Source organism: Flavobacteriales bacterium (assembly GCA_016716605.1).
In the GTDB taxonomy this organism is placed as follows: domain Bacteria; phylum Bacteroidota; class Bacteroidia; order Flavobacteriales_F; family PHOS-HE28; genus PHOS-HE28.
This window is the reverse complement of the sequence record JADJWA010000001.1, coordinates 3,398,622-3,422,102: the sequence shown is the minus strand read 5'-3', so window position 1 is coordinate 3,422,102 and position 23,481 is coordinate 3,398,622. Positions and strand designations below refer to the sequence as shown.

Here is a 23,481-nt window from a genome sequence, read left to right as displayed (position 1 = left end):
GCGGCCTCAGGCGGAGAGGGTCGGCCGGCTCACAAGCACTTGAACTGATCGAACGGCTCCAGACAATCCTGGCACTTCCACAGCGCCTTGCAAGCCGTGCTGCCGAAGAGCGAGAGCAACACCGTGTTCTTCGAGCCGCACTGCGGACAGGCCACTACGGGTTGTTCGCCTTTCAGCGCGCGGATGTCGGCGCTCTTTTCCGGCGGGGCGATGCCGTATTCCCTCAGCTTGCGCTTGCCTTCGTCGGTGATCCAGTCGGTAGTCCAAGCGGGGGCGAGGGTCATCTTCACTTCCACCTCGGGCACGCCGGCCTCCAGCAGTTCCTTCTTGATGTCGGCCGCCATCACGTCCATGGCCGGGCAGCCGGTGTAGGTAGGGGTGATGGTGATGATGGCTTTGCCGCTCTCCTCCACCTCCACGCCGCGCACCACGCCCAACTCCAGCACGTTGATCACCGGGATCTCCGGGTCCTTCACGTAGTCGAGGAGCTCGAGGATGCGGTGTTTGGTGATCATGGGAATGTATTCAACCGCGACGACGCAACGACGCAACGGAACCGCGACGAATCAAGACCCAACAGGTATTTATTGTGGAGGGAGACCTTGCCATCAGATCTTCCCTTTGAGGATCTCGGTTTGTTTCACTTTTATGATGGCGACCTCCTTCTTGATCGCCGCATCATTGAGCAGGTATGATCGCATCTTGACCCATTTGTATGGCACACCCGATGAGATGAACTCGATAGGCTTGCTGGCATCGAACTGCTTCGTGATGCTATTGAACACAAAGAGGAGCGGATCCGCCGTCTTGTCAATGCCGCTTGAGGGCTTGGTCCGCAACTCGTAGGACTGGTTACAGCATTCGAGATGCGACCGGTATAGTTTGACGAAGACCAAGGCCAAATACTTCTCGCAGGAAGATTGATCGCTCTTCCTCAGTTTCTCGAAGGCTAGCACCACCTCTGCTGGCACATCTTCAAGTTGAGCTGGGCTTTCCCTGTCTGGTGCGTAGTTCTCGGCGAAGGCCTTCACGACCATCAGGTCCGTGACTTGCCCGAAGCATGCACCATTACTCATGCCCAAGGCGAAAACGGATCCGATTAGCAGTCGCATTTGATTCTGCACGTTGCGTCGTCGCGTCGTTGCGGTTCAATTCCTACCACGCCACCCCCGGATACGCCCGCGTCACATGCTGCATCTCCGCCAGGATGAAACCCATGTATTCGCTGTGCAGGCCCTTGCGGCCGCCGGTCATCATGAAGGCATCGGCGGGGCGCTTCAGCGTGGCTTCGGCCAGCACCTGGTCCACCGTCTTGCTCCAGCTTTCCTTGATGGCGGCGATGTCCGGGGCGATGCCCGCCTTGGTCATCTCCTCCAACACCGAATCTCTTTCGAAGAGTTCGCCGATGTAGGTCCACAGGTCGTCGAGGGCGGCTTGGGCGCGTTGGTGGCTCTCCTCCGCCCCATCCCCGAAGCGGATGATCCACTCGCTGCTGGCGCGTAGGTGGTAGGTGGCCTCCTTCACGCTCTTGCCCGCGATGGCCGCGAGCTGCGCGTCGGTGCTCTTGGTGAGCGCTTGCATCAGCGGCAGGTGGTAGGCATCGAAGAGGAAGCTGCGCGCCATGGTGTGGGCGTAGTCGCCGTTGGGCTGCTCCACCAATTTCACGTTCGTGTAGTGGCGCTCCATGCGCAGGTAGGCGAGGTCGTCCTCGGTGCGTCCCTTGCCTTCCCCCTGCCCGGCGTAGGTCAAGAGGTTGCGGGCTTCGCCGAGGTGGTCCAGGGCACGGTTGGTAAGGGCGATGTCCTCCTCCAGGATGGGCCCGTGACCGCACCACTCGCTGAGGCGTTGGCTCAGGATGAGGAGGTCATCCGCGAGGCGGAGGGTGTAGGTGACGAGTGCTTGGCTCATTGTCGGGGCCGGAAATTTCCGGCCCGTACGATCGTAAGGCCGGAGATCGTTGCTGTGGATCAGATGTATTTCGCGCCCTCAGGCATCGTGTAGAAGGTCGGATGCCGGTACACTTTGTCATCCGCCGGGTCGTAGAAGCTCTCAGCATCCTCCGGCCGGCTGGCGTGGATGTGCTCGCTCTTCACCACCCAGATGCTGTTGCCTTCGTTGCGGCGCGTGTACACATCGCGGGCGTTCTCGATGGCCATGTCTGCATCAGCCGCGTGCAAGCTGCCTACGTGCTTATGATCGAGGCCGCGCTTGCTCTGGATGAAGATCTCCCAGAGGGGCCAGTTGTTCGGATTCTCGCTCATTGGTGTCCGGTGGTATCGGGTGGTAGGTCGACCCAGTGGGTCGACGCTACGGGTGCTTCGATCGTGAATTATGCAGCTTTTCGTTTGGCCTTCTTGGCGGCGTAGGCCACGGCGGCGTCTCGCACCCATGCACCCTCGTTGTGGGCCTTGTTGCGAGCCGCGAGGCGTTCCTTGTTGCAGGGTCCATTGCCGGCCACCACATTGTTGAATTCTGTCCAGTCGATGGCGCCCCAGTCGTAGTGCTGGGTCTCTTCGTTCCACTTCAGGTCCGGATCGGGGATCGTAAGGCCGATCACTTCAGCCTGCTGCACGGTGCGATCAATGAAGGTCTGGCGCAATTCGTCGTTGCTCTGGCGCTTGATCTTCCACTTCATGCTCTGCGCGCTGTGCGGGCTGTTCGCATCCGTGGGGCCGAACATCATGAGACTGGGCCACCACCAACGGTTGAGTGCATCCTGCGCCATTTCCTTCTGCTCGGGTGAGCCCTTCGCCAGCACGGCCATGATCTCATAGCCCTGGCGCTGGTGGAAGCTTTCCTCCTTGCAGATGCGCACCATGGCACGGGCGTAAGGGCCGTAGCTGGTTCTGCAGAGCATCACCTGGTTCATGATGGCCGCACCGTCCACGAGCCAGCCGATGGCGCCGATGTCGGCCCAGGTCAGGGTGGGGTAGTTGAAGATGCTGCTGTACTTGGCCTTGCCGCTCAGCAGGTCGTCGATGGTCTGCTCGCGGCTGGTGCCCATGGTCTCCACAGCGCTGTATAGGTATAGGCCGTGTCCGGCTTCGTCCTGCACCTTGGCCAACAGGATGGCCTTGCGCTTCAGGCTGGGTGCGCGAGTGATCCAATTGCCTTCGGGCAACATGCCCACTACTTCGCTGTGCGCATGCTGGCTGATCTGCCGGATGAGGTTCTTGCGGTAGGCGTCCGGCATCCAGTCCTTCGGTTCGATCTTCTGCTCGGCGTCGATCTTGGCTTGGAAGAGATCCTCGAGGTTCCTCACTTCGGTCATTGGGGCATGCGATTACGGTTTGCGAAAGTAGGGGCGGTCCTCCATGCGAGCCTGATTCCCGTCACTTCCGAACGATACGGGCGGTCAATCTGTTCATCGGGCTCCTGCCAGCGCAACCGCTTCTATTTTTGCCCGCCTTCAGCATGAGCAGCACCCGTATGGCCCACTTCCACTCCCTTTCCGTCGCCGAAGTGCATCAGGAGACCCCCGACTGCATCGTGGTGGGCTTCGATGTCCCGCCCTCGCTGCGGAGTGAATTCGCATTCCAGCACGGGCAGTACGTCACCTTGAAGCTCATGGTGAACGGGGAGGAGCTGCGCCGCTCCTACAGCATCTGCAGCAGCCCGCTTGATCACGAGCGCTTCCGCATCGCGGTGAAGAAGGTGCCGAATGGCCGTGCCAGCACCCAGCTCGTTGACAAGCTGAAGCCCGGCATGAGCATCGAGGTGATGTCGCCCATGGGCAGCTTCACCACCGCCTTGGATCCCGCCAAGGAGCGCCAGATAGTGGCCTTCGCGGCCGGCAGCGGGATCACGCCCATCCTCAGCATCCTTAAGACCGTGCTGCGCACCGAACCGAAGAGCCGCTTCACGCTCTTCTATGGCAATACCGATGTGGACCGGATCATCTTCCGCCAGCGCCTCGATGAGCTGAAGGCGCTGCACGGCGATCGGCTGGGCGTGCATCACATCCTCAGCAAGGGCATCGATGAGGACAGGCTCTTCAACGGGCGCATCACCATGGAGAAGGCGGTGGAACTGGTGAAGCGATTCGTGGCGGACAGCAACACCAATGAGTATTTCATCTGCGGGCCGGAGCAGATGATGGTGAATGTGAGCGAGGCGTTGGAGAAGCTCGGGGTGGATAGGAAGCGCATCCATATCGAGCTCTTCGGCACCCCGGTGAGCACCGAAGCCAAGAAGGAGACCACCCACGCCACCTCAACGGCCTTCACCGGGGTAGCCGACGTGAAGGTGATCATGGATGGCCGTGAGCATGAGCTGAAAGTGAAGGCCAATGGCGATGCTGTGCTCGATGCCGCACTTGATGCCGGGCTCGATGTGCCTTACGCCTGCAAGGGTGCGGTTTGCTGCACCTGCAAGGCCCGCGTGGTCGAGGGGCAGGTGGAGATGGAAATGAACTACGCGCTCACCGACGAGGAGGTGGAACAGGGCTACGTGCTCACCTGCCAGACCCATCCACGCTCGCAGCGCGTGGTGATCGATTACGACCAGCATTGATCGGCGCTTTTGGAAAGATCAAGGCGGGCTTACGGGCCCGCCTTGCTGTTCCTCGGCCTTGTTCGCTTGTTTCTGTTAGGCCGGAGGGAGGATGTGCGTTGCTAGAACGTGGCGCTGGAGACCCCCGCGAGCCTGGTCTGGATATGCGAGAGGTAATGCTCGCTGTGGTAGAAGCCGCCCATGGCCTCATCATAGCGGACGATTGCTGAGGGGAAATCCGTGTAGAAGGGGTCCGTACCATCTGCCAGCGGCGCTTGCAGGTTCACGAAGCACTCGTAATCGGGGTACCTCACCAGGTCCGGGGGGAGCTTGGTGTCGAAGTAGAGCATCTTCTCCTGCCGGCCTTGCTGGGTGATGCGGAGCGTATAGAACTGGTCGATGTCGAGTTCTAGCTCGAAGCGGCCGTTCCTGCCTTCCAGCTTGCCCAACTCCGCATTGTCCTTGTAAAGGATCATCTCGAAGCTGTCAGCCTTCTTGCCATCGACGGTCACATGCCCATGAACGGGGACGTACCAGCCTTCGGCTTGGTCGCGCCGGTCAACTAGCTTGCCTTTGGTCTTGCGTGGGGCTTGCGCTGATGCAGCGCCCGTGGCGCAGGCGGTGAGCAGGGCGATTGCGATGAGTCGGTTCATGGGTGTGCTGGAATGCTGCCGTGGATACGGAGGGGCGAAGGGGCGGGTTACGCTCACGCCACCTGGGCAAATGGCAGCGCGGACCTTTGGGCTTGGGTGCGGGGCAACCGGATGTGCACCGCGGTGCCTTGGCCCACGGCGCTTTCCGCCCAGACCTCGCCGCCATGCTTGCTCACCACCCGCTGAACGATGGCCAGGCCAACGCCGGTGCCCTCGAATTGGTCGGCATGGTGCAGGCGCTTGAATACGCCGAATGCCAGGTCCTTGTGCTTGGCGTCGAAGCCTACGCCATTGTCGCGCACCGTGAGGCGGTCGTGCTCCGGCTCAGCCGTGTGCGCGATCGAAATGGCGGGCCTCTCCTTGGTGCGCGTGAATTTCAGTGCATTCGAGAGCAGGTTGTGCAAGGCCACCTTCAGCATCGGAGCATCGGCGAACGCGGTGGCATCGGGGCTGATGGACACGACCACCTGATGCGCACGGTCGGCGGGCACCACGTCAGACAAGGCTTCGCCGACCAACCGACTGAGGTCCACCTCCTTGCGGTCCAGCGATCGGGCATTCGTCTGTGAGAAGCGCAGGAGGTCATCCACGAGTTGGATCATGCGCTTGGCGCCGCGCTCGATCCTGTCGGCATACGGCAGGCAATCGGCCAAGGCGGAGTCTTCTTGAGCGTTGCTGCGGAGAAGCTCGCTCATGGCGGCGATGTTCTTCAGTGGCGATCGCAGGTCGTGCGCCACGGAGTAGGAGAAGGAGCCCAGATCCTCGAGTGCCTCGAGCAGCTGGCTGGTGCGTGCCGCAACGCGCTTGTCGAGGTCGGCATTAAGCTTCTCCAGGCGCTGCTGCTCCTGCTTCCGGTCCGTGATATCCTTGATCACTGCTTGGAACACATTGGCATGGTCGCCCTGCGCGCCTAGGTAGGTGGCCGTCATCAGGCAATCGATCACCCTTCCCTGGGCGTTGCGGATGGTGAGGTCAACATTCACGAAATCGTTTCCTGAACGGTGACGCCTGAGGTTGCGCACCAGTCCTTTGGGGTCGTCGAGGTACTCGGTGAAGCGACGGCTGAGCAGGCCCTCACGCGGCATGCCGATGAGCGATGCGCACGCCGCATTGGCCTCGATGACCTGGCCGCGTTGATTCACGATCACGATCGGGTCGGCGGTCGCCTCGAATACCTGGCCATACCGTTGCAGCAGCTGTTCCTTATCGTGCCTCAATCGCTGGATCTCGTAGGCCTGGCAGATCCGCAGGCGTAGATCGTTCTCATCCCAAGGCTTCGTGGCGTAGGCGTATATGCCTCCTTCGTTCACGGCGCGCACCACGGCATCGAGGTCGCTGTAGCCCGTGAGCAGCATGCGCATGGCCTGCGGATGGCGCACTTTGGCGATGGCCAGGAATTCGCTGCCGCTCATGCCGGGCATGCGCTGGTCCGAGATGATCACATGCACTTCGTTCCGCGCGAGCAATTCGAGCGCTTCGGTGCCAGAGGCGGCCAACAGCACGTCCATCTCGCGCCGGAAGGTGGCACGGAAGCTCTTGAGGTTCTTCTCTTCGTCATCAACGAAGAGCACACGGATGCGGTCGCTCATTGGGCTAAGCGGCTTGTTCACGCGCCCTCGGCTGGCGAATCGGCAGGGTGATGGTGAAAGTGGTTCCGATGCCGGGCTGGCTTTCGACGGTAATGGAGCCGTTGTGCTCGTTGATGATGCCATAGACGATGGCCAGCCCGAGGCCCGTTCCCTCGCCCACCGGCTTGGTGGTGAAGAAGGGGTCGTACATCCTTGCCATCACCTCATCGCTCATGCCCACGCCGGTGTCGCTGATGCGGATCACAACGTGCTGGCCCGAGGCGGTTGTAGAGGCGGTCACCTCGCGCGGCCGGCCATCTGCCCGGGCCAGCGTGGCTTGAGCGGCGTTGTTCAGGATGTTCATGAGCACCTGGTTGATCTTCCCCGGGAAACACTCCGCTTTGGGGATCTCGCCGGCCTCAATCCGCAGGTCCACCTTGTCACGGTATTGCGGCATCAGCACGGCCATGGTGCTGCGCAAGCCCTCGTTGAGATCACTGGGCTTCAAGTCGTCTTCATCGAGGCGCGAGAAATTGCGCAGTCCGCGCACGATCTCAGCGGTGCGCCGGGCGCCCTCGTCCATGCTGTGGATGATCTCATCCAGTTCGGTGATGGTCTCGTCCAGTCCGATGCGATTGTCGTGCTCACGTCTCGCGGCTAGGGCTGTTGCGGCCTCACCTGATGCAGGGATTGACCGGTAAGCCTGAATGGCCTCCATCACTTCGCCCACATTGCGCCGCAAGGGCCCGATGTTGCTGCTGATGAAGTTGATCGGGTTGTTGATCTCATGCGCGATACCGGCCGTGAGCTGGCCTAGGCTCGACATCTTCTCGCTCTGCACCAGTTGGGCCTGCGTGCGCTTCAACGTATCGTTGCTCTCCTGCAGGGCAGCTGTGCGCTCATGCACCTTGCGCTCCAGCTCGATGTTCTGCTCACGGATCAGGCGCTCGTTCTCCTGCGCCATGCTGAGCGCTTCGGCCTGTGAGCGCTCCTTCTCTTTGCGCAGAACGTTGATCCTATCGGCCAGACCGAAGGAGAGCAGGATGCCCTCGATGGCGGAGCCGATGGGCATGGCATATTGGGTCAGGTCGTTGAACGGAAGCACGCCAGCATCCTTCAATACGAAGACGACAACACCGATGAGGAAGGCTGACCAGGCGATGAGGAAGTAACTGGCTTGGCGAGAGCCAGAGCGCTGTGCGACCAGTGCCGTGATGAAAAGGTAGATCGCTGACCAGCCGCCGAGAGCTTGAGCTATTTGATACCCGATTCGAGGGTCCGTGGTTGAATAGATGATCAGGTTGATCGCTATCAACAGGTAGAATATATGGCCGACCCGATGCAAGCGCGGGGTGGTTGTCTTGGTTCCAATGAATCGCTGAGCGAACAGCACTCCCAAAGCGATTGCTGCAAGAGCAAAGAAGATGGAAGAGCGGGCATCGAACCATGGGCTGCCTGACCACATGCCAAAGGGGTCCTGAACAAGGAAAGTGAGCTGGGCCGTGCTGATGGCAATGATGTAGAGCACGTAGAATAGATAGCTCTTGTCTCGGATGGATAAATAGACGAAGAGGTTGTAGAGCGCCATGGCGAGCATGATCCCGGCATATAGTCCCATGTAGCCGTTTCGCCGACTCGTTGCCTGCATCGCGTCAGCGGGCGAATTCAGCTGCAGTGGCAGATGAATGGGCTTGAAGCCGCCCACGCGAAGCAGATATTCAGTCCCCTCCAGGCCATTCAGCTCGAAGTCGTAGAACCGTGGTCCGGGAACCTGCTCAGCCGAAGGAACAAGCCGTCCTGTGTGCGCTATGAGACTCAGGCCGGCTTCCGTTCTGGAGAACAGGTCGAACTCATCGATCTCGGCGTATGGGACCGAAAGGATAGTCTTCTTGGGTGCGACACCTTTGTCCACCTTGAAACGAAGCCATTTGATATCCGAGGAAACCGGGAAATTGAGAATGCCTTCTGCTACAGGCACGAACTGGCCGTATTGAAGCGCGTGATTCGGGTCTTGCGTCTCCACAGTGTCATTCCAGAGAAGAAGGTCAACGATGCCTTCGAATTGTGCCTTCGAAGGCAGGGTCGAGTTTGCCGCGAGAAGCAACCCCAGCAAGCGAACAACCAGAATTCGATTCACCAGGTAGAGCATGGCACCGTTTATGGCGCCCGTTCTACGGAGTCCTATGATGGCAGGTTCTGGAGCACTACGCTGCGAAGCGGTGATGTCCGTGCATGCCCTTATCGGGCAGCTTGCCTTTCATGCCTAGAAGCATGTACGTCACTTCCATGCGCTGATCCTTGACCGCAACATCCAGGCGTTGGTCAGGATTGGATCTAAGGGCTTGGATTTGGCTTCGCTTCTGCTCTTCTGTGGATGCCAGATGTTTCGTGTCCGGCAGCACCATCGGGTATGATGCAATTGTGGCGATTGGAAACCGGAATTCACCTCGATTGCCCAATTGCTCCATTACGTTGAAGCCTAGCTCCTTGCATCGAGGGGCCATGTATTCCGCGGCGAAGCACACGAGCGTGCTCAGGCCAGCTTCAGGCGCCAAGGCTACTGCTGCCGATAGCAGCATTGTTGGTATGCCTCGTCCTGCGAAGCGATGTGCGTTCCACAGGCCGCACATCTCTCCGAGGTTTGGACCGAGTTCATCGAAAACCTGCACAGTGCGACCTTCATATGCATTCAGATGCACCTCCATCGGCAATATCGTCGACATCCGTTGCTGGATTCTGACGCCTGCCACCATTCCAAGGGTCTCATGGAATGCGCAGATCGCGATGCACGAAGGGTCACTATGCCAACTTTCATCTGGCTTCATCACCTGGTCCACCCCGATGTCCTTCAGCACCCGCGCATGCTCCTCTGCATAGATGCGGCACAGCTCCGGCTCATCCACGGCCCTGAACGCTCTGATCGTGATCTTCTCCATGGCTAGGCGGGTATGGGTTGTTGGTCGAATTGCAAGAATGCGCTCAAAGGCCGCCTCACGCTTCGTGCTGTGGGCTGCCCGGCGTAGGAGAGCCGCAGCAAGAAGATGGGCTCGCGGCCTTCGGTTCCGAATGCGCGCAGAGTCTCGCTCAATAGCTGCAGCAACGTTTGCCGGTGCGCATGGCTTATTCCAGCGCCACCGCCAAAGCGCACATGATGCGCGAGCAGGAGGGGAGCTGAGCAAGGGTGAGAAGCGAGGCCCATTGCAGTGGCACGCAGCCATACCCGCTGCACGGCGCGGCCGGCCTCGAGCAGATCGGCAGGGCTGCTGGCCGCAGCGCTCACCAGCACCAGCCCAGAGGCTGAGCGGAAGTTGTCGCGGGTCATCTTCATGAATCCGCGGGCGCCATCCCAGTCGGCGAGAAGGTCCATGGCCTTGCGGTCACGCGCCACGCGGAAGCCGACCTCTTCGGTGAGCTTCAGCTCCATTGAGGGCAGGTCAAGGCCATCGTGGTTCGAGGTCAGCTCGGCATCGCTCCAGCGCATCTCCTTCTCGAAGAGCTCGAAGTGACCAATGGGGTTGAGCACGCGTAAGCGCTCTGCCTCGCCGATCACTTCTGCCATGCGCAGGAGGGCGTCCCGATCGGTGATCAGGTGCGCATCGCATCCTGCCACGGCACTTGCCGCATCGCGCAGTTCGGCCGATGCTCCAGGGTCCATCGGCCGCGCGTCTCCCTTTCTTCGGTTGGTGCAGCGCAATGGGATGACGTCCGCCAGAGGATCAGGAGTTGTTGCGGCGTTTTCGGCCACGATGCTCGCCACCAAGGCATGTTCGCCAGCGATGGGATATGGTTGTACTTTGATGCTGAAGCCCAGTGACGCCGCGCGCAGCCGGATGTTCTCCAGCGCGGTGCCCATGTCGATGGATGGTATCAACCTTCCGGCATCAAGGGCTGAGTCTCCCAGGGAGCCATCGTGGAAAGCGAGCAATCGTCCATCGGACAGGAGAAAGCGCCAAGGCTGCAGATTGCCGGCTGACGGTGCCATGATCGCGGCCTCGACCAATGCCTGCGCCTCAACAGAGGTGATCTCGCGTGATGGCGCAGTGAACAGTTGCTTGCTCGCGATGGCATGCATCGTTGAGCTTGTGAGCGGCGCCGACGCTTCCATGACGGCAGCTCGCGCTTCTGGTGAAGACGGGTCGCTGATCAAATCCACGGGGTCGATGTACCACCGTCCGCTGCTGCTGAATTGGCCCAGCGCGATACGACGATGGATCTCCGCCACCAAAGCACCGCCAAGCATCACTGCACCGGCCAGCTGAGGCCAGGTGCCCACGGTGCTTTCGATCTCAAGCATGCTGGCCTTCATGCGCGTGCTCATCGTATCCAGGCCGATGATCGGCACCACGAAGGGCAGCTTCTCCTCATTCGTTCGGGCCTTCGCAGCGAGGTTCAGATCCAAATGCTCCACCAACCCATGCAGGATCGCACGGTCCGGCTCCAGGTCGAAGCGCTCCACATCGATCAAGCCGCGGTCGCTGGTCTCCATCACCACCGGGATCCTCAAGGCCTTGGCCTTCTGCCGGGCGATGATCTTCACGGCGACGCTGTCGCATTCCTCGATCAAGAGGTCGAGCTTTCCCCCTTCGGTCAGGAAACGGTCGATGTTCTCCTCGTTGACGCCTTCAGTGAAGGCGGTGACCTTCAAGTAGGGGTCGAGTTCGGCGATTTCGCGCGCCGCGTTCACCACCTTGTTCACTCCGAGGTGGTGCACTCCGCTTCGGATCCGGTTCAGGTTGCTCAGTTCCAAGGCGTCGAAATCGGCCAGGCGCAGTTCGCCGAAGCTGCGCTCCATGGCCAAGGCCAGGCTCACGCTCTGGCCCACGCTCAAGCCGATGACGCCCACACGCTTGGTGGCAAGGATCGCCTGCTCCTCGGCGGTGATCTTGTTCCGGTTGCGGTCTGTCCTCACCCGGGCGAATTCCGATTCGTCGAGCAGGTGCACCAAGCGGTTGGACCAAGGGTAGTAAACCCAGCAGCCATACAGTTCGGCAGGAATCCCGGCCAAATGGGCATCGACCGCCTCATCCAACTGGCCACCAGTCCATTTCACGGCAGGCTGGAGCGCCTTCACCAGCTCACGAAGCTGCGCTCGCAGCTCATCGTGAACCGTGATTCGGCGGTCGTGCTTCAGCAGGCCTTCCAGCGCCCGTTGGTCAGACGGTTGCGCTAGGCGGAAGAGGACTGGCCGGAATGCCTCCGGGTCCGCCGCTGAAGCACCCCGCAGCGCTTCGAGCCAAGTAGTCATGGGTGGTCAGGAGAGTGGTGCCCAAGTTGAGAGAGTGGGGGCGAAGCTAATCAACCACGAATTATGAACAATTTATCAACAAGCGTTATCGACGAACCATGAATACCGGTCTGCGTATGAGCCCACCGAATCCACCGCCATGAATGCCCTTGCCCAGACCCCCAGACAGGACGCACTCCCCGTCGTGCTCTATGTGGATGACGATGCTGGCAACCGCCAGGCCTTTCAGTCGGCATTCCGCCACCAGATGATCATCTTGTTGGCGGCCGACCATAACGAAGCGATGATGCATCTGAGCGCCAGCCGGGTGCACGTGCTCATCGCCGATCAGCGCATGCACGGGTTGAACGGAAGCGAGCTGCTGGCCATCGTGAAAAAACGTTTCCCGGAGGTGCGGCGCATGCTCATCACGGCCTATTCCGACCTGGAGGCTGTGATCGATGCCGTGAACAACGGGGGCGTCTCCAAGTATTTCTCGAAACCATGGGTGGCCAGCCAACTTGTTCGGGCGGTTGACGACGCATACAGCGCGTACAAAGCCGAAGAGGAAAAGGAGGCCTATACGCGGCGTTTGGAGGAATCGAACCGGCAACTGGAGTTCGCCCTTCGGCAGCGGCTGCTTTCCTGATCAGGGCGCCAGCACCCGCATCGGGGCGATTCCCGCTCCCGCAACCCTGACCCAATAGAAGCCCCCGCGCAGGTCCGCAGGCCATGATGCGTGACCGTCTGTAGCGGCCACGAACGCGCAGATCCTTCCTTCGGCATCATAGAGGCTCAGGTTGTGCACGCCGTATTGCCCTTGGATGCTCAGCACGCCATTCTCCACCATGAGGGTCACATCAGAGTGCACGGCCTCATCTGTCCCGGTACTCAGATCGAAGAGGTCCTCATACGACTCGGCGAACTCATAGGAAGCGGCACATCCGGGTGCTGCATCCCAATTGATGCTCCAGGTCATCAGTCCACGCAGATCGGGGTAGGTGCCTGCGAGCTGGTAGAGCCCGGGCTGCGGGCCAGTTCCGCGCAGATAGGCGACTGCGTCTGCCAGCACCGCCGGACTCACATAGCCGCCGCCCGCTGCGGAGGGGCATGCGGGCAGGCCGATGGCGACTTTAGCCGCTGGCAGTGGTTCGAAGAAGCCTCCGCTGGTGCCGAAGCCCTGGAGCAAAGCATCCACCTGGCTCACGATGAAGTCCGCGCTGCCTTGCGCGTAGATGCCGCCATCGATGCCGTACATGCTGCCGCTGTTGTACAGTTGGACATGCAGGATGTCGATCCGGTCGCGCAGGGCATCGATCAGCGGGAGGTATGCGCCCCAAATGCCTCCGAAGGCGCTCTGCCCACCCTGGACATAAGCTGTTTCAGGCGCCATGGTGAGCATCATGGGGGTGCTGTATGCCGCCTCGAATGCATCGGCGATGCTCGTGATCGCGTCGATCAATCGGATCATGGAAGCATCGATGGGCGTTGAGATGCTGCCCCCGGTGATCGCCACCGAGCTGCCTTCCAGATCGATGTCGATGCCGTCGAACCCGTAGGTGCCGATGATCTCGAGCACGGAGATCACGAACTCGTCGCGCTCCTGATCGCTGTCGAGATGCACCGAGGCGTTGGCCCCGCCGATGCTGATCAGCACTTTCTTCCCTTGAGCCCGCAAGGCTGCCACCTGACCGATGAAAACAGCCTGAGGCGTTCCTGATGGCGCGAATGACATCACGTGGCTGGTTCCGGGCTGAGGCTCCGCGAAGGCGATGTCAATCACCGTGTAGCGGTCGTCAATCGCAGCGAGTTCCAGGTACGGTGCATTGCCATCGTTCCAGTTGTGCCAATAGCCGACCAAGTCGTGCTGCTGGCCCCATGCGGTGCTCGTGGTGCATGCCGCCAGGAGGAGCACCATCCCGAAAGTCTTCATGGCGCGAATTAGCGGACGGATGATGCATGGTCCGGCGCGGATCTGCCATGATCATGGTATGGCTGAGCCGAATCCTGCACCCTTTGGATGCGCCCGCTATCTTCGGCCACGCATGCGGCCGGCAACCTTACTTGGGCCCAAGGCCTTCGGCCTCACCATAAAACGCCTCTGTCATCAACTGATCGAGGATCTGGGCGACAACGAATCCGTTGCGCTGATCGGCCTGCAGCCCAGGGGCGTGCAGCTGGCGAGGCGCTTGAGGGCGGAACTGCGAGACGGTCTTGGCCATGGGCGACTGGCCTATGGCGAGTTGGATATCACCTTCCATCGTGATGATTTCCGCCAGCGCGGCGCCATGGCATCAGCGAACAAGACCGACATCGGCTTTGCATTGGACGGCCGCCACGTGGTGCTGGTGGATGATGTGCTGTACACAGGGCGCTCGATCCGTGCCGGCTTGGATGCCCTGTTGGCCTTCGGCAGGCCGGCGAGCGTGAGCCTGCTGGTGCTGATCGATCGGCGCTTCAGCCGTGAACTGCCCATCCAGCCCGATTATGTGGGCCGCTGGGTCGATAGCATCGGAGACCAGCGCGTCACCGTGCAATGGAAAGAGACGGATGGGCAGGACCGGGTGCTCCTGCATACCTCCAGTTCCGATCCCAACGCCATCATGTCCACCGGAACCGTTGCAGAACCATGAGCCCAGCGCCGAATCCCTTGAGCGCCGCGGAGGACCAGACCCTGGGCGTTGAGCATCTCCTGGGGATCAAGGACCTCACTGCGGCGGACATCGAGCTGATCTTCCGAACGGCAGATGGTTTCAAGGAAGTGCTCGGGCGTCCGATCAAGAAGGTGCCCAGTTTGCGCGACATCACCATCGCCAACCTGTTCTTCGAGAGCAGCACCCGCACCAGGGTGAGCTTCGAGCTGGCGGAGAAGCGGCTCAGCGCCGACGTGGTCAATTTCAGCTCCAGCGGCAGCAGCGTGGGCAAAGGAGAGACCTTGATCGACACGGTGAATAACATCCTGGCGATGAAGGTTGACATGGTGGTGATGCGCCATCCCGACCCGGGCGCGGCGATATTCCTGGCCAGGCACACCGACGCTTGCGTGGTGAATGCAGGCGACGGAACGCATGAGCATCCCACCCAGGCCCTGCTCGATGCCTACAGCATCCGGGAGAAGCTGGGCAAGGTGAGCGGAGCGCGGGTGCTCATCGTCGGCGACATCCTGCACAGCCGGGTCGCATTGAGCAACATCCTGTGCTTGCAGAAGCTTGGCGCTGAGGTGATGCTCTGCGGACCGCGCACCCTCATGCCGCAGCGCATCGAGGAGATGGGCGTGCGCTTGGAGGATGACCTGGACAAGGCCTTGAAGTGGTGCGATGTGGCCAACATGCTCCGCATCCAGCTCGAGCGGCAGGGAGGCGATGGGATCGCCAATTTCCCCAGCCTGCGCGAATACGCCATGCTCTATGGCCTCGATCTCGCGCGCTACCAGCGGATCGGCAGGGACGTGGTGATCATGCACCCGGGGCCCATCAATCGGGGCGTTGAGGTCACCAGTGAGGTCGCCGACCATGCCAATAGCATCATCCTGGGTCAGGTGGAGAACGGCGTGGCCATCCGCATGGCCGTGCTCTACCTGCTGGCGGCACGTATCCCACGAGGCGCTGTTTGAAACTGGCTGATGGATCCTTTCCTTCGCAGCTTGTGACAGCAGCCTATCTTTGGCCAAGACCCTCTCACCATGAACTTCACCATCGAGGACAAAGGGCGCTACACGCTCGTGACCAGCAACGTTGACAAACTGGACACCACGTGCGCGCCGGAACTCAAGAGCGAGCTCGTGTACCTGAACAAGACAGGCGTTCGCAACGTGGTGATCGACCTCTCGGCCACACGCTACTGCGATTCCTCCGGCCTGAGCGCCTTGCTGGTGGCGAATCGGCTCTGCAAGAGCGTGAACGGGGGCCTGGTGGTATGCGGGTTGCAGGAACCCGTGCAGAAATTGGTGCAGATCTCACAGCTCGAGAGCGTGCTCTCGATCACGCCTACGGCTGGCGAGGCTGTTGACCTGCTCTACATGGAAGAGATCGAGAAGGACGTGAACAAAGATTAGAACACACGCATGAAGAACGCTTTACTCACCGCACTGTTCCTATTCGCAGCAGGCACCCTGCTGGCCCAGCCCTGCACGCCGAATCCGCTCTATGCGGATAGCGTGTACGGCGTATGGCCCGATACCACCGAGAATTTCGCGAACGGAATGATCGATGTGCCATACAGCCAGGACCTCAACCTGATCGTCCCGATCAATGCCCAGGACATCGACCCGACCTTCCCGGCGGTCAGCATCGACAGCATCGCGTTCGACGGGGTCACCGGCCTGCCTCCCGGGTTGAGCGTTGCCTGCGCATCGCAAACCCCGGCCACGTGCACCTACCTGCCCTCGGTGCTGGGCTGCGGCGTGATCCAGGGCATTCCGACGCAAGTCGGCGAATTCCCGCTCACCTTGCAAGTCACCGGCTTCTTCACGCTCTTCGGTTCCGCCGTGCCCTACCCGATCGAGTTCACGGGCTACCGCATCATCATCGAGGACAACAACATCGGGATCGGCGAGGTGCCGCTGGCCATGATCAGCGGTGCGCGCAACGCGCCCAATCCCTTCAGCGGGCGGACGTACATCGAATTCACGCTCGACCGTGCCGCAGAGGCGCGGATCCGGGTGTACACCTTGCTCGGCGAGGAGCTCTGGAGCTATCGCACCAGCGGAAAGGCTGGCCTCAACCGGGTGGCGTTCGAGGCGGGCAGCATGCAGGAAGGCGTGTACCTGTACAAGGTCGAAGGCGGAGCGGGCAGCTTCACGGGACGCATGATGGTGAGCCGTTGAGGGCCGTGGGATCCTGATCTCATCGAAGGCCCCGTTCGGGGCCTTCTTGTTTCCAAATGGCGCATCGTCAGTTCGACGTGATCACCCTGGGCACCGGTGCGGCATTGCCCGCGCGCGGGCGTTATCCCACCTCGCAGCTCCTCATCGTGCATGGCGGGCATTACCTGATCGATTGCGGTGAAGGGACCCAGGAGCGCTTGCGGGCGGCCGGTGCTCCCTTCAACCGCATCGGCCATGTCTTCATCAGCCACCTGCATGGGGACCACTACCTGGGGCTCATGGGCCTGATCAGCAGCATGCACCTCATGGGCCGCACCGGCGCGCTCCACATTCACGGGCCTGCTCCGCTGAAGGAGATCATCGATCTGCAATTGCGCGAGTCCCGCACCTTCCTGAGGTACCCGCTGCATTTCAACGCGCTTGCTCCGGAGAGCGGCCGCGTGGCCTGGCAGGACCAGCATGTCACCGTTACGCTCCTGGCCCTGCGCCACCGGATCCCTTGCACCGGATTCGTATTCACCGAGTCTCCGGCACCGCGGCCCCTGATCCGCTCCATGCTCCCGCTCATTCCACCGGTGTGGCGCAGCCGGATCAAGGCCGGTGAAGACCTGCTCCTGCCCGATGGCGGGCTTGTTCCGAACGGATCACTGACCAGTAAGCCTCCGCCTCCGCGACGGTACGCGTACTGCTCCGACACGGCGTATGCGCCCGAGCTGCTGCCGCACATCGAAGGGGTCGATCTGCTCTATCACGAAGCCACCTTCACGCGCATGCTCGCCAAGCGGGCCAGGGAAACCATGCACAGCACGGCGGCCGATGCGGCCAACCTGGCGCAAGAGGCGCATGCGCGCGCCTTGCTGCTCGGCCATTTCAGCTCACGGTACAAGAGCGCCGATGAGCTCCTGACCGAGGCCAGGCTCATCTTCCCGGAAGCGCGCGCGAGCCAGGATGGTGCGGTCTATTCCATTCCGGAGCGACCAGCCTCCGACTGATTCGATTCCGGATGTCGTGGCGCTAGGCTGTTGGCTGTCATTGGGTTTGGGCGATGGGGCCGATTGGCCAGGCTGGGCGGGGAAGTTGGCGCGAAGGCGCTTTGTGGTGGGCGGAAGGCTTGAGGCGAATTAGGCTGGGTTAAGGCTGCCGGCAATGGGCAGCGGGTTGAAGCCGGCTGGCTATTCTGAGCCCGTAACGGCCACCACCGCCTATTACAGCTGCCATGCCTGCATTGGCCATTGAACCCAACACCGTTCCCGCCCCCGCATGCCCATGCCCGTCTTCGCCTGCGGCACCAATTGGCCCATGCGCCAGGAGGGAGACATCGACCGCTTCCGCAAGCCGATCAAACAGCGCGTGGATGCCGTGATCACCGACCAGGTGCGCACCAAGGGCCTGCAAAGCGCCCTGCTCTGGATCGGCCGCCGCGTGCTGCTCAACGGCAAGGTGGCCGATGCCGTGATCGGCACCATGAAGACCTCCTTGCAGAAGAGCCGGTTGTTGCAATGAACGCGGGCCGCACCATGCACGCACCGGTGGAACCGGGTGAAGAGCGGAGGGGAGCACAGGGCGGCTATCTTGAGCCACTGATGAACCGCACCCAAGAGCAACAAGCCTGCGCCCGTTGCTTCGTCGTTCCTCCTCGCAATACCGGGCTTGCGGGCTTTCCGCTGCAATCCCTCACGCGAAATGCAGGAACCGCGCTACTGAAAACCTGAAACAATGCGCCTTATCCCCAACACAGGTTCCGATCGTGTCATCGACGCGCTGGAAAGCGCATTGACCAAAGGCGCGGAGCTCGATCTCGCGACCACTGGCTTCAGCCTATTCACCTTCGCGGACTTACGCGCCAAGCTCGAAGCGCTCAAAGCTGCGCGTGTCATCCTGCCGAAAGACAATGGCAATGGCCTGGAGTTGCTTGGCACCGAAGCTGACCGTGCAGAGCGCAATAAGCTTCATCAGCGTTGGCTCGCGCGTGAGTGCGCTACCTGGCTAAAGGCAAAGGCGACTATCCGCCAATCCAACAGGCCCATGGGCCAAAGTGTCCTGGTCGCCAGAAACAACGGCAACGGCACATTGTCCATCTCCGGAGATTGCGCATTCACCACCGATGGCTTCGGCATAACCCCGACCTCGAAGACCAGCCTGGTGCAATGCACTGAGGGTGCGGCCGAGTCGGACGTGCTGGAGAAGTGGTTCAACGACCTATGGACCGGGCTCGGTGACGGCGACAAAGCCAAGACCGAATTCCTAGGCCACTTGCAAGAGTTGGTGGACCACAAAGCCCCCTCGCTCATCTACTACACCATCCTCTACAACCTCTTCCGCGAATTGCGCGACGAGTTGGACGAGGAGCGCATTGTGAAGAGCGCCACGGGCATCCACAACACCATGGTGTGGAAGAAGCTGTTCAAATTCCAGCGCGATGGGGCCATTGGTGCCATTGACAAGTTGGAGCGCATCGGTGGTTGCATTATCGCCGACAGCGTGGGCTTGGGCAAGACCTTCGAGGCGCTGGCCGTCATCAAGTATTACGAGCTGCGCAACGACCGTGTGCTCGTGCTTTGCCCCAAACGCCTGCGCGACAACTGGACCTTGTACAAGGGCAACGATGTGCGCAACATCCTTGCTGCCGACCGCTTCAACTACGATGTGCTCAACCACACCGACCTTGGGCGGGAAGGCGGACAAAGCGGCGACATCGACCTTGCCTTTGTGAACTGGGGCAACTACGATCTTGTGGTCATCGACGAGAGCCACAACTTCCGGAACAAGGCCACGCACCGCGAGCACGAAACACGGTATGACCGCTTGATGCGTGATATCATTCGCAGCGGCGTGAAGACCAAGGTGCTCATGCTGAGCGCTACACCGGTGAACAACCGCTTGGCCGACCTTAAGAACCAGATCGCCTTTGTGACCGAAGGCAACGACAGCGCCCTCGAAGGCTACCAGATACCCAGCGTGGAGACCACCACGCGCAAGGCACAAACGCAATTCAACCGCTGGAGTGAACTGGCTGAAGCGGACCGCACGCCTTCCAAGCTGCTGGATATGCTGGGCTTCGATTACTTTAAGCTGCTGGACCTGATCACCATCGCGCGTTCGCGCAGGCACATCGAGAAGTACTATGGCACCTTGGAGACCGGTCGCTTTCCCGAGCGACTGAAGCCGATGAACCACTATGCCGATGTGGACATCAGCGGCGAGTTCCCTAGCATACACGAGGTGAACAAGGAGATACGCCGCTTGAACCTTGCGGCTTATGCACCGTTGCGCAACGTGCTGCCGAAGAAGCAAGCCGCTTATGATGCCAAGTACAGCATCTCCATTCGCGGTGGCGCCAGCATGTTCCGGCAAGTGGATCGGGAAGAGAGCTTGATCCACCTCATGCGCGTGAACCTGCTGAAGCGCATGGAGAGCTCGGTGAACTCTTTCGCGCTGACGCTCATGCGCCAGTTACACGACGTGGAAGCGTTGTTGAAGAAGCTGGACGACCACGACGAGAGCATCGAGGAGTTGGACATTGAAGACCTCGATGTCGACGACCCTACCTACGAAAGTTTGCTCGTCGGTCGCAAGGTGAAGGTGTTGGTACAGGATGTGGACCGCACAAAATGGCGGCAGGAGTTGATGGAGGACCGCAACCGGCTGGATACCCTGTTGAGCGCCGCCACTGCCGTGATCCCCGATCGCGACCACAAGCTCGACCAGCTCAAGAAGATCATCGTCGAGAAGCTCAACGCACCAATAAATAAGGGCAACAAGAAGATCATCGTCTTCACCGCCTTCGCCGATACCGCCAAGTACCTCTATGAGCAATTGGCCACATGGGCACAGAGCGAGCATGGCATCCATGCCGCGCTGGTTACCGGTGCCGGTGGCAACAAGACCAATTTGGGAACGCTGCGCACCGACCTCAGCAGCATCCTCACCGCCTTCAGTCCGCGCAGCAAGGAGCGGCCTGCACAACTTGCAGATGAAGGTGAACTGGACCTGCTCATCGCCACGGACTGCATCAGCGAAGGGCAGAACCTGCAGGACTGCGATTACCTGGTGAACTACGACATCCACTGGAACCCGGTGCGCATCATCCAGCGCTTCGGTCGCATCGACCGCATCGGCTCGCCCAACAAGCAGATCCAGCTCGTGAACTTCTGGCCCAACATGGAGCTGGACGAATACATCAACCTGCAACAGCGCGTGAGCGGCCGCATGACCTTGATGGACATCAGCGCCACCGGCGAGGAGAATATCATCCACAACCAGAGCGGCGACCCGATGAACGACCTGGAGTATCGCCGCAAGCAGCTCACACAATTGCGCGATGCCGTCATCGATTTGGAGAATCTGAACAACGGCATCTCCATCACCGACCTTACCCTGAACGATTTCCGCATCGACCTCGGCGGCTACCTGCGCGACCATCGCGAACAACTGGACCGCATGCCCTTGGGCAGCTTCGCCGTTACCACCACCAGCGAGGATGCCATCCCGCCGGGCGTCATCTTCTGCCTGCGCGCCGTGGGCGAAAAGGCCGAAGAAGCCTTTGACCCCGGCTACCCGCTGGCACCGCACTACTTGGTGCATGTGGGCGATGATGGCAGCATGGTGCTCGGCTACACGCAGGTGAAGCCGTTGCTGGACCGCTTGAAGCGCACCACCATGGGCCGCGACCTGCCCGATGCCATGGCCGCGAAGCGCATGGACAAGGCCACGAAGGATGGCGCCGACATGAGCCACTACCAGAAACTGCTGGCGGCCGGTGTGGAAAGTCTCGTGGGCAAGAGCACCGAACGCGCGGTGGCCAGCCTCTTCACGCCCGGCGGCACGCACGTGCTGCAAGGCGAGTTCCGCGGCATCAACGACCTGGAGGTGGTCGCATACCTGGTGTTGTTGCCCGAGGCATGAAGCTGCCAGCACTGATGGAAACCGTTGTGGATGCCCTGGCCCTGCCGCCGAAGGCCATGGTGCGCCAGCGCATCCCCAAGAAGGTGCTGCTGGAGCAGGGCCTGCCCACGGCTGCCGACAAGCGCGCCGTGCAGGACGGCCTCGAAGAACTCTGGTGGGTAGCCGCATTGAAACCCGCCACCTGTGGCCTGGCCGCCTACACCGACGCTGAACGCGACTACGCCGAAGTAGCCGTGCTCGCACTGCTGCTGCGCCCGGCTGCGAAAGCCACACGCTTGGTGGAACTGGTACACCGCGCCATACCCTATCCCGTAGTGCTGCTCGCACATGCCGGAAAGGATTGCACCCTGACGCTGGCCACTAAGCGCGCGCACCAAACTGAGAAGGCCCGTTGGGTTGTGGATGAAGTACGCAGTACACCAGCGCTCACCGAAAGCGATGCGCTGTTGCCTGCCATGGCCCTGCACGCACAAGGCGTAAAAGACCTGCGCACGCTCTACGAACGTTGGCTCGCCCAAGTGGAAGCCGCCCAAGCCGCCACCATCACCGGACGCTTTCGTGTGCCGAAGAACGCCGAGGAACACCTGCAATTGCGCGAAGCCTTGGAGAAGGTGAGCGCCTTGGAGCGCGAGCTGGTGCAGTTGCGCGCCAAGGCCAAGCGCGAGAAGCAGATGAACCGAGCGGTGAAGTTGAATCTGGCGATCAAGAGCGTGGAGCGAAAGCTCACGCGCATCATGAATGATGAACTACTGAGGAACTGAACATGCTGTACGAATTCCGAATAAGCGGACCGGGTCTCTCAGAACTGGTGCCCCTCAAGTCGCCGGCCGAACTGGGCATCGAAGAGAAGCACATCGAGGACTTCGTTGCTGGGCACTTGGATGAGGTCGTTCCACAGGACCATTTGATGTTGATCGCGCAGGAACGAAAAGGAGGTGAGGAGGCGGACATCTTCGCGCTGGACCAGAACGGGGTGCTCTTCATCTTCGAGTTGAAGCGCTGGAGATCGAACAAGGAGAACCTGCTCCAAGTGCTCAGGTACGGCCAGATCTTCGGTCGATACGAGTATGAAGAACTGGAGGATCTGGCCAAGAAGCGCAACCAGCTGAAGGGTTCCCTGCGAGAAGCCCACAAGATTTACTTTGAGTTGGAAGCCCCCCTCGATGAAAGTCAGTTCAACAAGGACCAGGTCTTCGTGGTGGTCACCAATGGCATGGACCAAGACACGTTGGAAGCAATTTCCTATTGGTCCAAGAAGGGTCTTAGGATCGACAGCCTCACCTACAAGCTGTACAAGATCGAGGACAGGCCCTTCATCTACTTCAACGTGTATAACCCGCTGAAAGAAGCGATCCCAGAGGTGGGCCGTGGCATCTACGTGGTGAACACTAACGCTTCGTTCCAGCCCGAAGCATGGCGCGACATGCTGGGTACACCGAAGGCATCAGCGTACTACGACCGCAAGATGGCGGTGGCCAAGATCGCCAAGGGTTCTACCGTGTACCTCTACCATACCGGTGTGGGAGTTATCGCAAAGGGAAAGACGACGGGGGCATATTCCTTCAGCGACGTCGGCAACGACAAGGATGAAGAGTGCTACGTGCCTTTGAGGCTGGAATGGTCGATTATGGATCAGAGCCAATGGAGTAAGTACGCGGTCCCCGCTTATTCGATCAATCGCTCATTAGGCACAGGTCACCGATTCAGGCAGTCAGTATGGACAGCTACGCCCGAAGTGGCGAAAGAGATTGACCGGCTGCATGCGATGATCGCGAGTCAAGATGAAGATGCTTTAAGCCAACGATAGCCTCACAC

Annotated in this window: 22 protein-coding genes; 11 read left to right on the top strand and 11 right to left on the bottom strand. The window is 60.6% G+C overall.

What is annotated here, in order from left to right; genetic code table 11:
• Positions 1 to 29 precede the first annotated feature (29 nt).
• From paaJ to paaA, 5 genes are all read right to left on the bottom strand, one after another.
• Positions 30 to 515, bottom strand: a complete 486-nt coding sequence (paaJ, locus tag IPM12_13905; protein MBK9148898.1) for a phenylacetate-CoA oxygenase subunit PaaJ — start codon at positions 513 to 515, stop codon at positions 30 to 32.
• A gap of 93 nt (positions 516 to 608) precedes the next feature.
• Positions 609 to 1,031 (bottom strand): hypothetical protein, encoded by a 423-nt coding sequence (locus tag IPM12_13900; GenBank protein ID MBK9148897.1) that lies wholly within the window; start codon positions 1,029 to 1,031, stop codon positions 609 to 611.
• A gap of 124 nt (positions 1,032 to 1,155) precedes the next feature.
• Entirely contained in the window at positions 1,156 to 1,908 is a 753-nt protein-coding gene (paaC, locus tag IPM12_13895) for a phenylacetate-CoA oxygenase subunit PaaC (GenBank protein ID MBK9148896.1), read from the bottom strand.
• Positions 1,909 to 1,967: 59 nt separating this feature from the next.
• Positions 1,968 to 2,261, bottom strand: coding sequence for a 1,2-phenylacetyl-CoA epoxidase subunit B (gene paaB, locus IPM12_13890; GenBank protein ID MBK9148895.1), 294 nt, complete (start codon positions 2,259 to 2,261; stop codon positions 1,968 to 1,970).
• 68 nt (positions 2,262 to 2,329) lie between these two features.
• The gene (gene paaA / locus IPM12_13885; GenBank protein ID MBK9148894.1) at positions 2,330 to 3,271 is read right to left on the bottom strand and encodes a 1,2-phenylacetyl-CoA epoxidase subunit A; all 942 of its coding nucleotides are present in this window, start codon (positions 3,269 to 3,271) and stop codon (positions 2,330 to 2,332) included.
• Between the two features lie 143 nt (positions 3,272 to 3,414).
• Between paaA and paaK the strand changes: the two genes are divergently transcribed.
• Complete coding sequence (gene paaK / locus IPM12_13880) at positions 3,415 to 4,512, top strand: phenylacetate-CoA oxygenase/reductase subunit PaaK (protein ID MBK9148893.1); 1,098 nt, start codon at positions 3,415 to 3,417, stop codon at positions 4,510 to 4,512.
• A 101-nt stretch (positions 4,513 to 4,613) separates the two neighbouring features.
• Here the strand turns inward: paaK and IPM12_13875 are convergent, their stop codons facing one another.
• Genes IPM12_13875 through IPM12_13855 form a run of 5 tightly spaced genes read right to left on the bottom strand, consistent with a single transcriptional unit; the run spans position 4,614 to position 11,957 of the window.
• Entirely contained in the window at positions 4,614 to 5,144 is a 531-nt protein-coding gene (locus IPM12_13875; protein ID MBK9148892.1) for a hypothetical protein, read from the bottom strand.
• Positions 5,145 to 5,197: 53 nt separating this feature from the next.
• Positions 5,198 to 6,733 carry a response regulator gene (locus IPM12_13870; GenBank protein MBK9148891.1) on the bottom strand — a complete coding sequence of 512 codons (1,536 nt, stop codon included), beginning with the start codon at positions 6,731 to 6,733 and terminating at the stop codon, positions 5,198 to 5,200.
• 4 nt (positions 6,734 to 6,737) lie between these two features.
• On the bottom strand, positions 6,738 to 8,861 hold the full coding sequence (locus IPM12_13865) for a GHKL domain-containing protein (protein ID MBK9148890.1): 2,124 nt from the start codon (positions 8,859 to 8,861) through the stop codon (positions 6,738 to 6,740).
• 55 nt (positions 8,862 to 8,916) lie between these two features.
• Positions 8,917 to 9,648: a hypothetical protein gene (locus tag IPM12_13860; protein MBK9148889.1), complete on the bottom strand. Its 732-nt coding sequence runs from the start codon at positions 9,646 to 9,648 to the stop codon at positions 8,917 to 8,919.
• 2 nt (positions 9,649 to 9,650) lie between these two features.
• A complete protein-coding gene (locus IPM12_13855; protein MBK9148888.1) occupies positions 9,651 to 11,957 on the bottom strand; it encodes an Rv1355c family protein in 2,307 nt (768 codons plus the stop codon).
• 139 nt (positions 11,958 to 12,096) lie between these two features.
• Here IPM12_13855 and IPM12_13850 point away from each other — a divergent pair, with 139 nt between their 5' ends.
• Complete coding sequence (locus tag IPM12_13850; GenBank protein ID MBK9148887.1) at positions 12,097 to 12,585, top strand: response regulator; 489 nt, start codon at positions 12,097 to 12,099, stop codon at positions 12,583 to 12,585.
• Here the strand turns inward: IPM12_13850 and IPM12_13845 are convergent, their stop codons facing one another.
• Positions 12,586 to 13,854: a chitinase gene (locus tag IPM12_13845; protein ID MBK9148886.1), complete on the bottom strand. Its 1,269-nt coding sequence runs from the start codon at positions 13,852 to 13,854 to the stop codon at positions 12,586 to 12,588.
• A gap of 127 nt (positions 13,855 to 13,981) precedes the next feature.
• Here IPM12_13845 and pyrR point away from each other — a divergent pair, with 127 nt between their 5' ends.
• The 9 genes from pyrR (at position 13,982) to IPM12_13800 (ending at position 23,473) form a co-directional block, all read left to right on the top strand.
• The gene (gene pyrR / locus IPM12_13840; protein ID MBK9148885.1) at positions 13,982 to 14,569 is read left to right on the top strand and encodes a bifunctional pyr operon transcriptional regulator/uracil phosphoribosyltransferase PyrR; all 588 of its coding nucleotides are present in this window, start codon (positions 13,982 to 13,984) and stop codon (positions 14,567 to 14,569) included.
• Complete coding sequence (locus IPM12_13835) at positions 14,566 to 15,549, top strand: aspartate carbamoyltransferase catalytic subunit (protein MBK9148884.1); 984 nt, start codon at positions 14,566 to 14,568, stop codon at positions 15,547 to 15,549. The genes pyrR and IPM12_13835 overlap by 4 nt, the downstream gene beginning before the upstream one ends.
• A gap of 69 nt (positions 15,550 to 15,618) precedes the next feature.
• Positions 15,619 to 15,990, top strand: a complete 372-nt coding sequence (locus IPM12_13830; GenBank protein ID MBK9148883.1) for an STAS domain-containing protein — start codon at positions 15,619 to 15,621, stop codon at positions 15,988 to 15,990.
• 9 nt (positions 15,991 to 15,999) lie between these two features.
• The gene (locus IPM12_13825) at positions 16,000 to 16,761 is read left to right on the top strand and encodes a T9SS type A sorting domain-containing protein (protein ID MBK9148882.1); all 762 of its coding nucleotides are present in this window, start codon (positions 16,000 to 16,002) and stop codon (positions 16,759 to 16,761) included.
• Between the two features lie 56 nt (positions 16,762 to 16,817).
• A complete protein-coding gene (locus IPM12_13820) occupies positions 16,818 to 17,753 on the top strand; it encodes a ribonuclease Z (protein MBK9148881.1) in 936 nt (311 codons plus the stop codon).
• A gap of 268 nt (positions 17,754 to 18,021) precedes the next feature.
• A complete protein-coding gene (locus tag IPM12_13815) occupies positions 18,022 to 18,264 on the top strand; it encodes a hypothetical protein (protein MBK9148880.1) in 243 nt (80 codons plus the stop codon).
• A gap of 213 nt (positions 18,265 to 18,477) precedes the next feature.
• Positions 18,478 to 21,666, top strand: a complete 3,189-nt coding sequence (locus tag IPM12_13810) for a helicase (GenBank protein MBK9148879.1) — start codon at positions 18,478 to 18,480, stop codon at positions 21,664 to 21,666.
• Between the two features lie 14 nt (positions 21,667 to 21,680).
• The gene (locus IPM12_13805) at positions 21,681 to 22,427 is read left to right on the top strand and encodes a DUF4391 domain-containing protein (protein MBK9148878.1); all 747 of its coding nucleotides are present in this window, start codon (positions 21,681 to 21,683) and stop codon (positions 22,425 to 22,427) included.
• Positions 22,428 to 22,429: 2 nt separating this feature from the next.
• Positions 22,430 to 23,473, top strand: a complete 1,044-nt coding sequence (locus IPM12_13800) for a hypothetical protein (protein ID MBK9148877.1) — start codon at positions 22,430 to 22,432, stop codon at positions 23,471 to 23,473.
• Positions 23,474 to 23,481: the final 8 nt, after the last annotated feature.

What these genes read in the sequence shown, in the direction of transcription:
- IPM12_13835 (MBK9148884.1), top strand. Translation starts at nt 14,566, where the DNA reads ATGAGCCCAGCGCCGAATCCCTTGAGCGCCGCGGAGGACCAGACCCTG.
- IPM12_13850 (MBK9148887.1), top strand. Translation starts at nt 12,097, where the DNA reads ATGAATGCCCTTGCCCAGACCCCCAGACAGGACGCACTCCCCGTCGTG.
- IPM12_13855 (MBK9148888.1), bottom strand. Translation starts at nt 11,957, where the DNA reads ATGACTACTTGGCTCGAAGCGCTGCGGGGTGCTTCAGCGGCGGACCCG.
- IPM12_13875 (MBK9148892.1), bottom strand. Translation starts at nt 5,144, where the DNA reads ATGAACCGACTCATCGCAATCGCCCTGCTCACCGCCTGCGCCACGGGC.
- paaK (MBK9148893.1), top strand. Translation starts at nt 3,415, where the DNA reads ATGAGCAGCACCCGTATGGCCCACTTCCACTCCCTTTCCGTCGCCGAA.
- IPM12_13845 (MBK9148886.1), bottom strand. Translation starts at nt 13,854, where the DNA reads ATGGTGCTCCTCCTGGCGGCATGCACCACGAGCACCGCATGGGGCCAG.
- IPM12_13830 (MBK9148883.1), top strand. Translation starts at nt 15,619, where the DNA reads ATGAACTTCACCATCGAGGACAAAGGGCGCTACACGCTCGTGACCAGC.
- IPM12_13820 (MBK9148881.1), top strand. Translation starts at nt 16,818, where the DNA reads ATGGCGCATCGTCAGTTCGACGTGATCACCCTGGGCACCGGTGCGGCA.
- IPM12_13810 (MBK9148879.1), top strand. Translation starts at nt 18,478, where the DNA reads ATGCGCCTTATCCCCAACACAGGTTCCGATCGTGTCATCGACGCGCTG.
- paaC (MBK9148896.1), bottom strand. Translation starts at nt 1,908, where the DNA reads ATGAGCCAAGCACTCGTCACCTACACCCTCCGCCTCGCGGATGACCTC.
- IPM12_13860 (MBK9148889.1), bottom strand. Translation starts at nt 9,648, where the DNA reads ATGGAGAAGATCACGATCAGAGCGTTCAGGGCCGTGGATGAGCCGGAG.
- IPM12_13815 (MBK9148880.1), top strand. Translation starts at nt 18,022, where the DNA reads ATGCCCATGCCCGTCTTCGCCTGCGGCACCAATTGGCCCATGCGCCAG.
- paaA (MBK9148894.1), bottom strand. Translation starts at nt 3,271, where the DNA reads ATGACCGAAGTGAGGAACCTCGAGGATCTCTTCCAAGCCAAGATCGAC.
- paaB (MBK9148895.1), bottom strand. Translation starts at nt 2,261, where the DNA reads ATGAGCGAGAATCCGAACAACTGGCCCCTCTGGGAGATCTTCATCCAG.
- paaJ (MBK9148898.1), bottom strand. Translation starts at nt 515, where the DNA reads ATGATCACCAAACACCGCATCCTCGAGCTCCTCGACTACGTGAAGGAC.
- IPM12_13800 (MBK9148877.1), top strand. Translation starts at nt 22,430, where the DNA reads ATGCTGTACGAATTCCGAATAAGCGGACCGGGTCTCTCAGAACTGGTG.
- pyrR (MBK9148885.1), top strand. Translation starts at nt 13,982, where the DNA reads ATGCGGCCGGCAACCTTACTTGGGCCCAAGGCCTTCGGCCTCACCATA.
- IPM12_13805 (MBK9148878.1), top strand. Translation starts at nt 21,681, where the DNA reads ATGGAAACCGTTGTGGATGCCCTGGCCCTGCCGCCGAAGGCCATGGTG.
- IPM12_13865 (MBK9148890.1), bottom strand. Translation starts at nt 8,861, where the DNA reads ATGCTCTACCTGGTGAATCGAATTCTGGTTGTTCGCTTGCTGGGGTTG.
- IPM12_13825 (MBK9148882.1), top strand. Translation starts at nt 16,000, where the DNA reads ATGAAGAACGCTTTACTCACCGCACTGTTCCTATTCGCAGCAGGCACC.
- IPM12_13870 (MBK9148891.1), bottom strand. Translation starts at nt 6,733, where the DNA reads ATGAGCGACCGCATCCGTGTGCTCTTCGTTGATGACGAAGAGAAGAAC.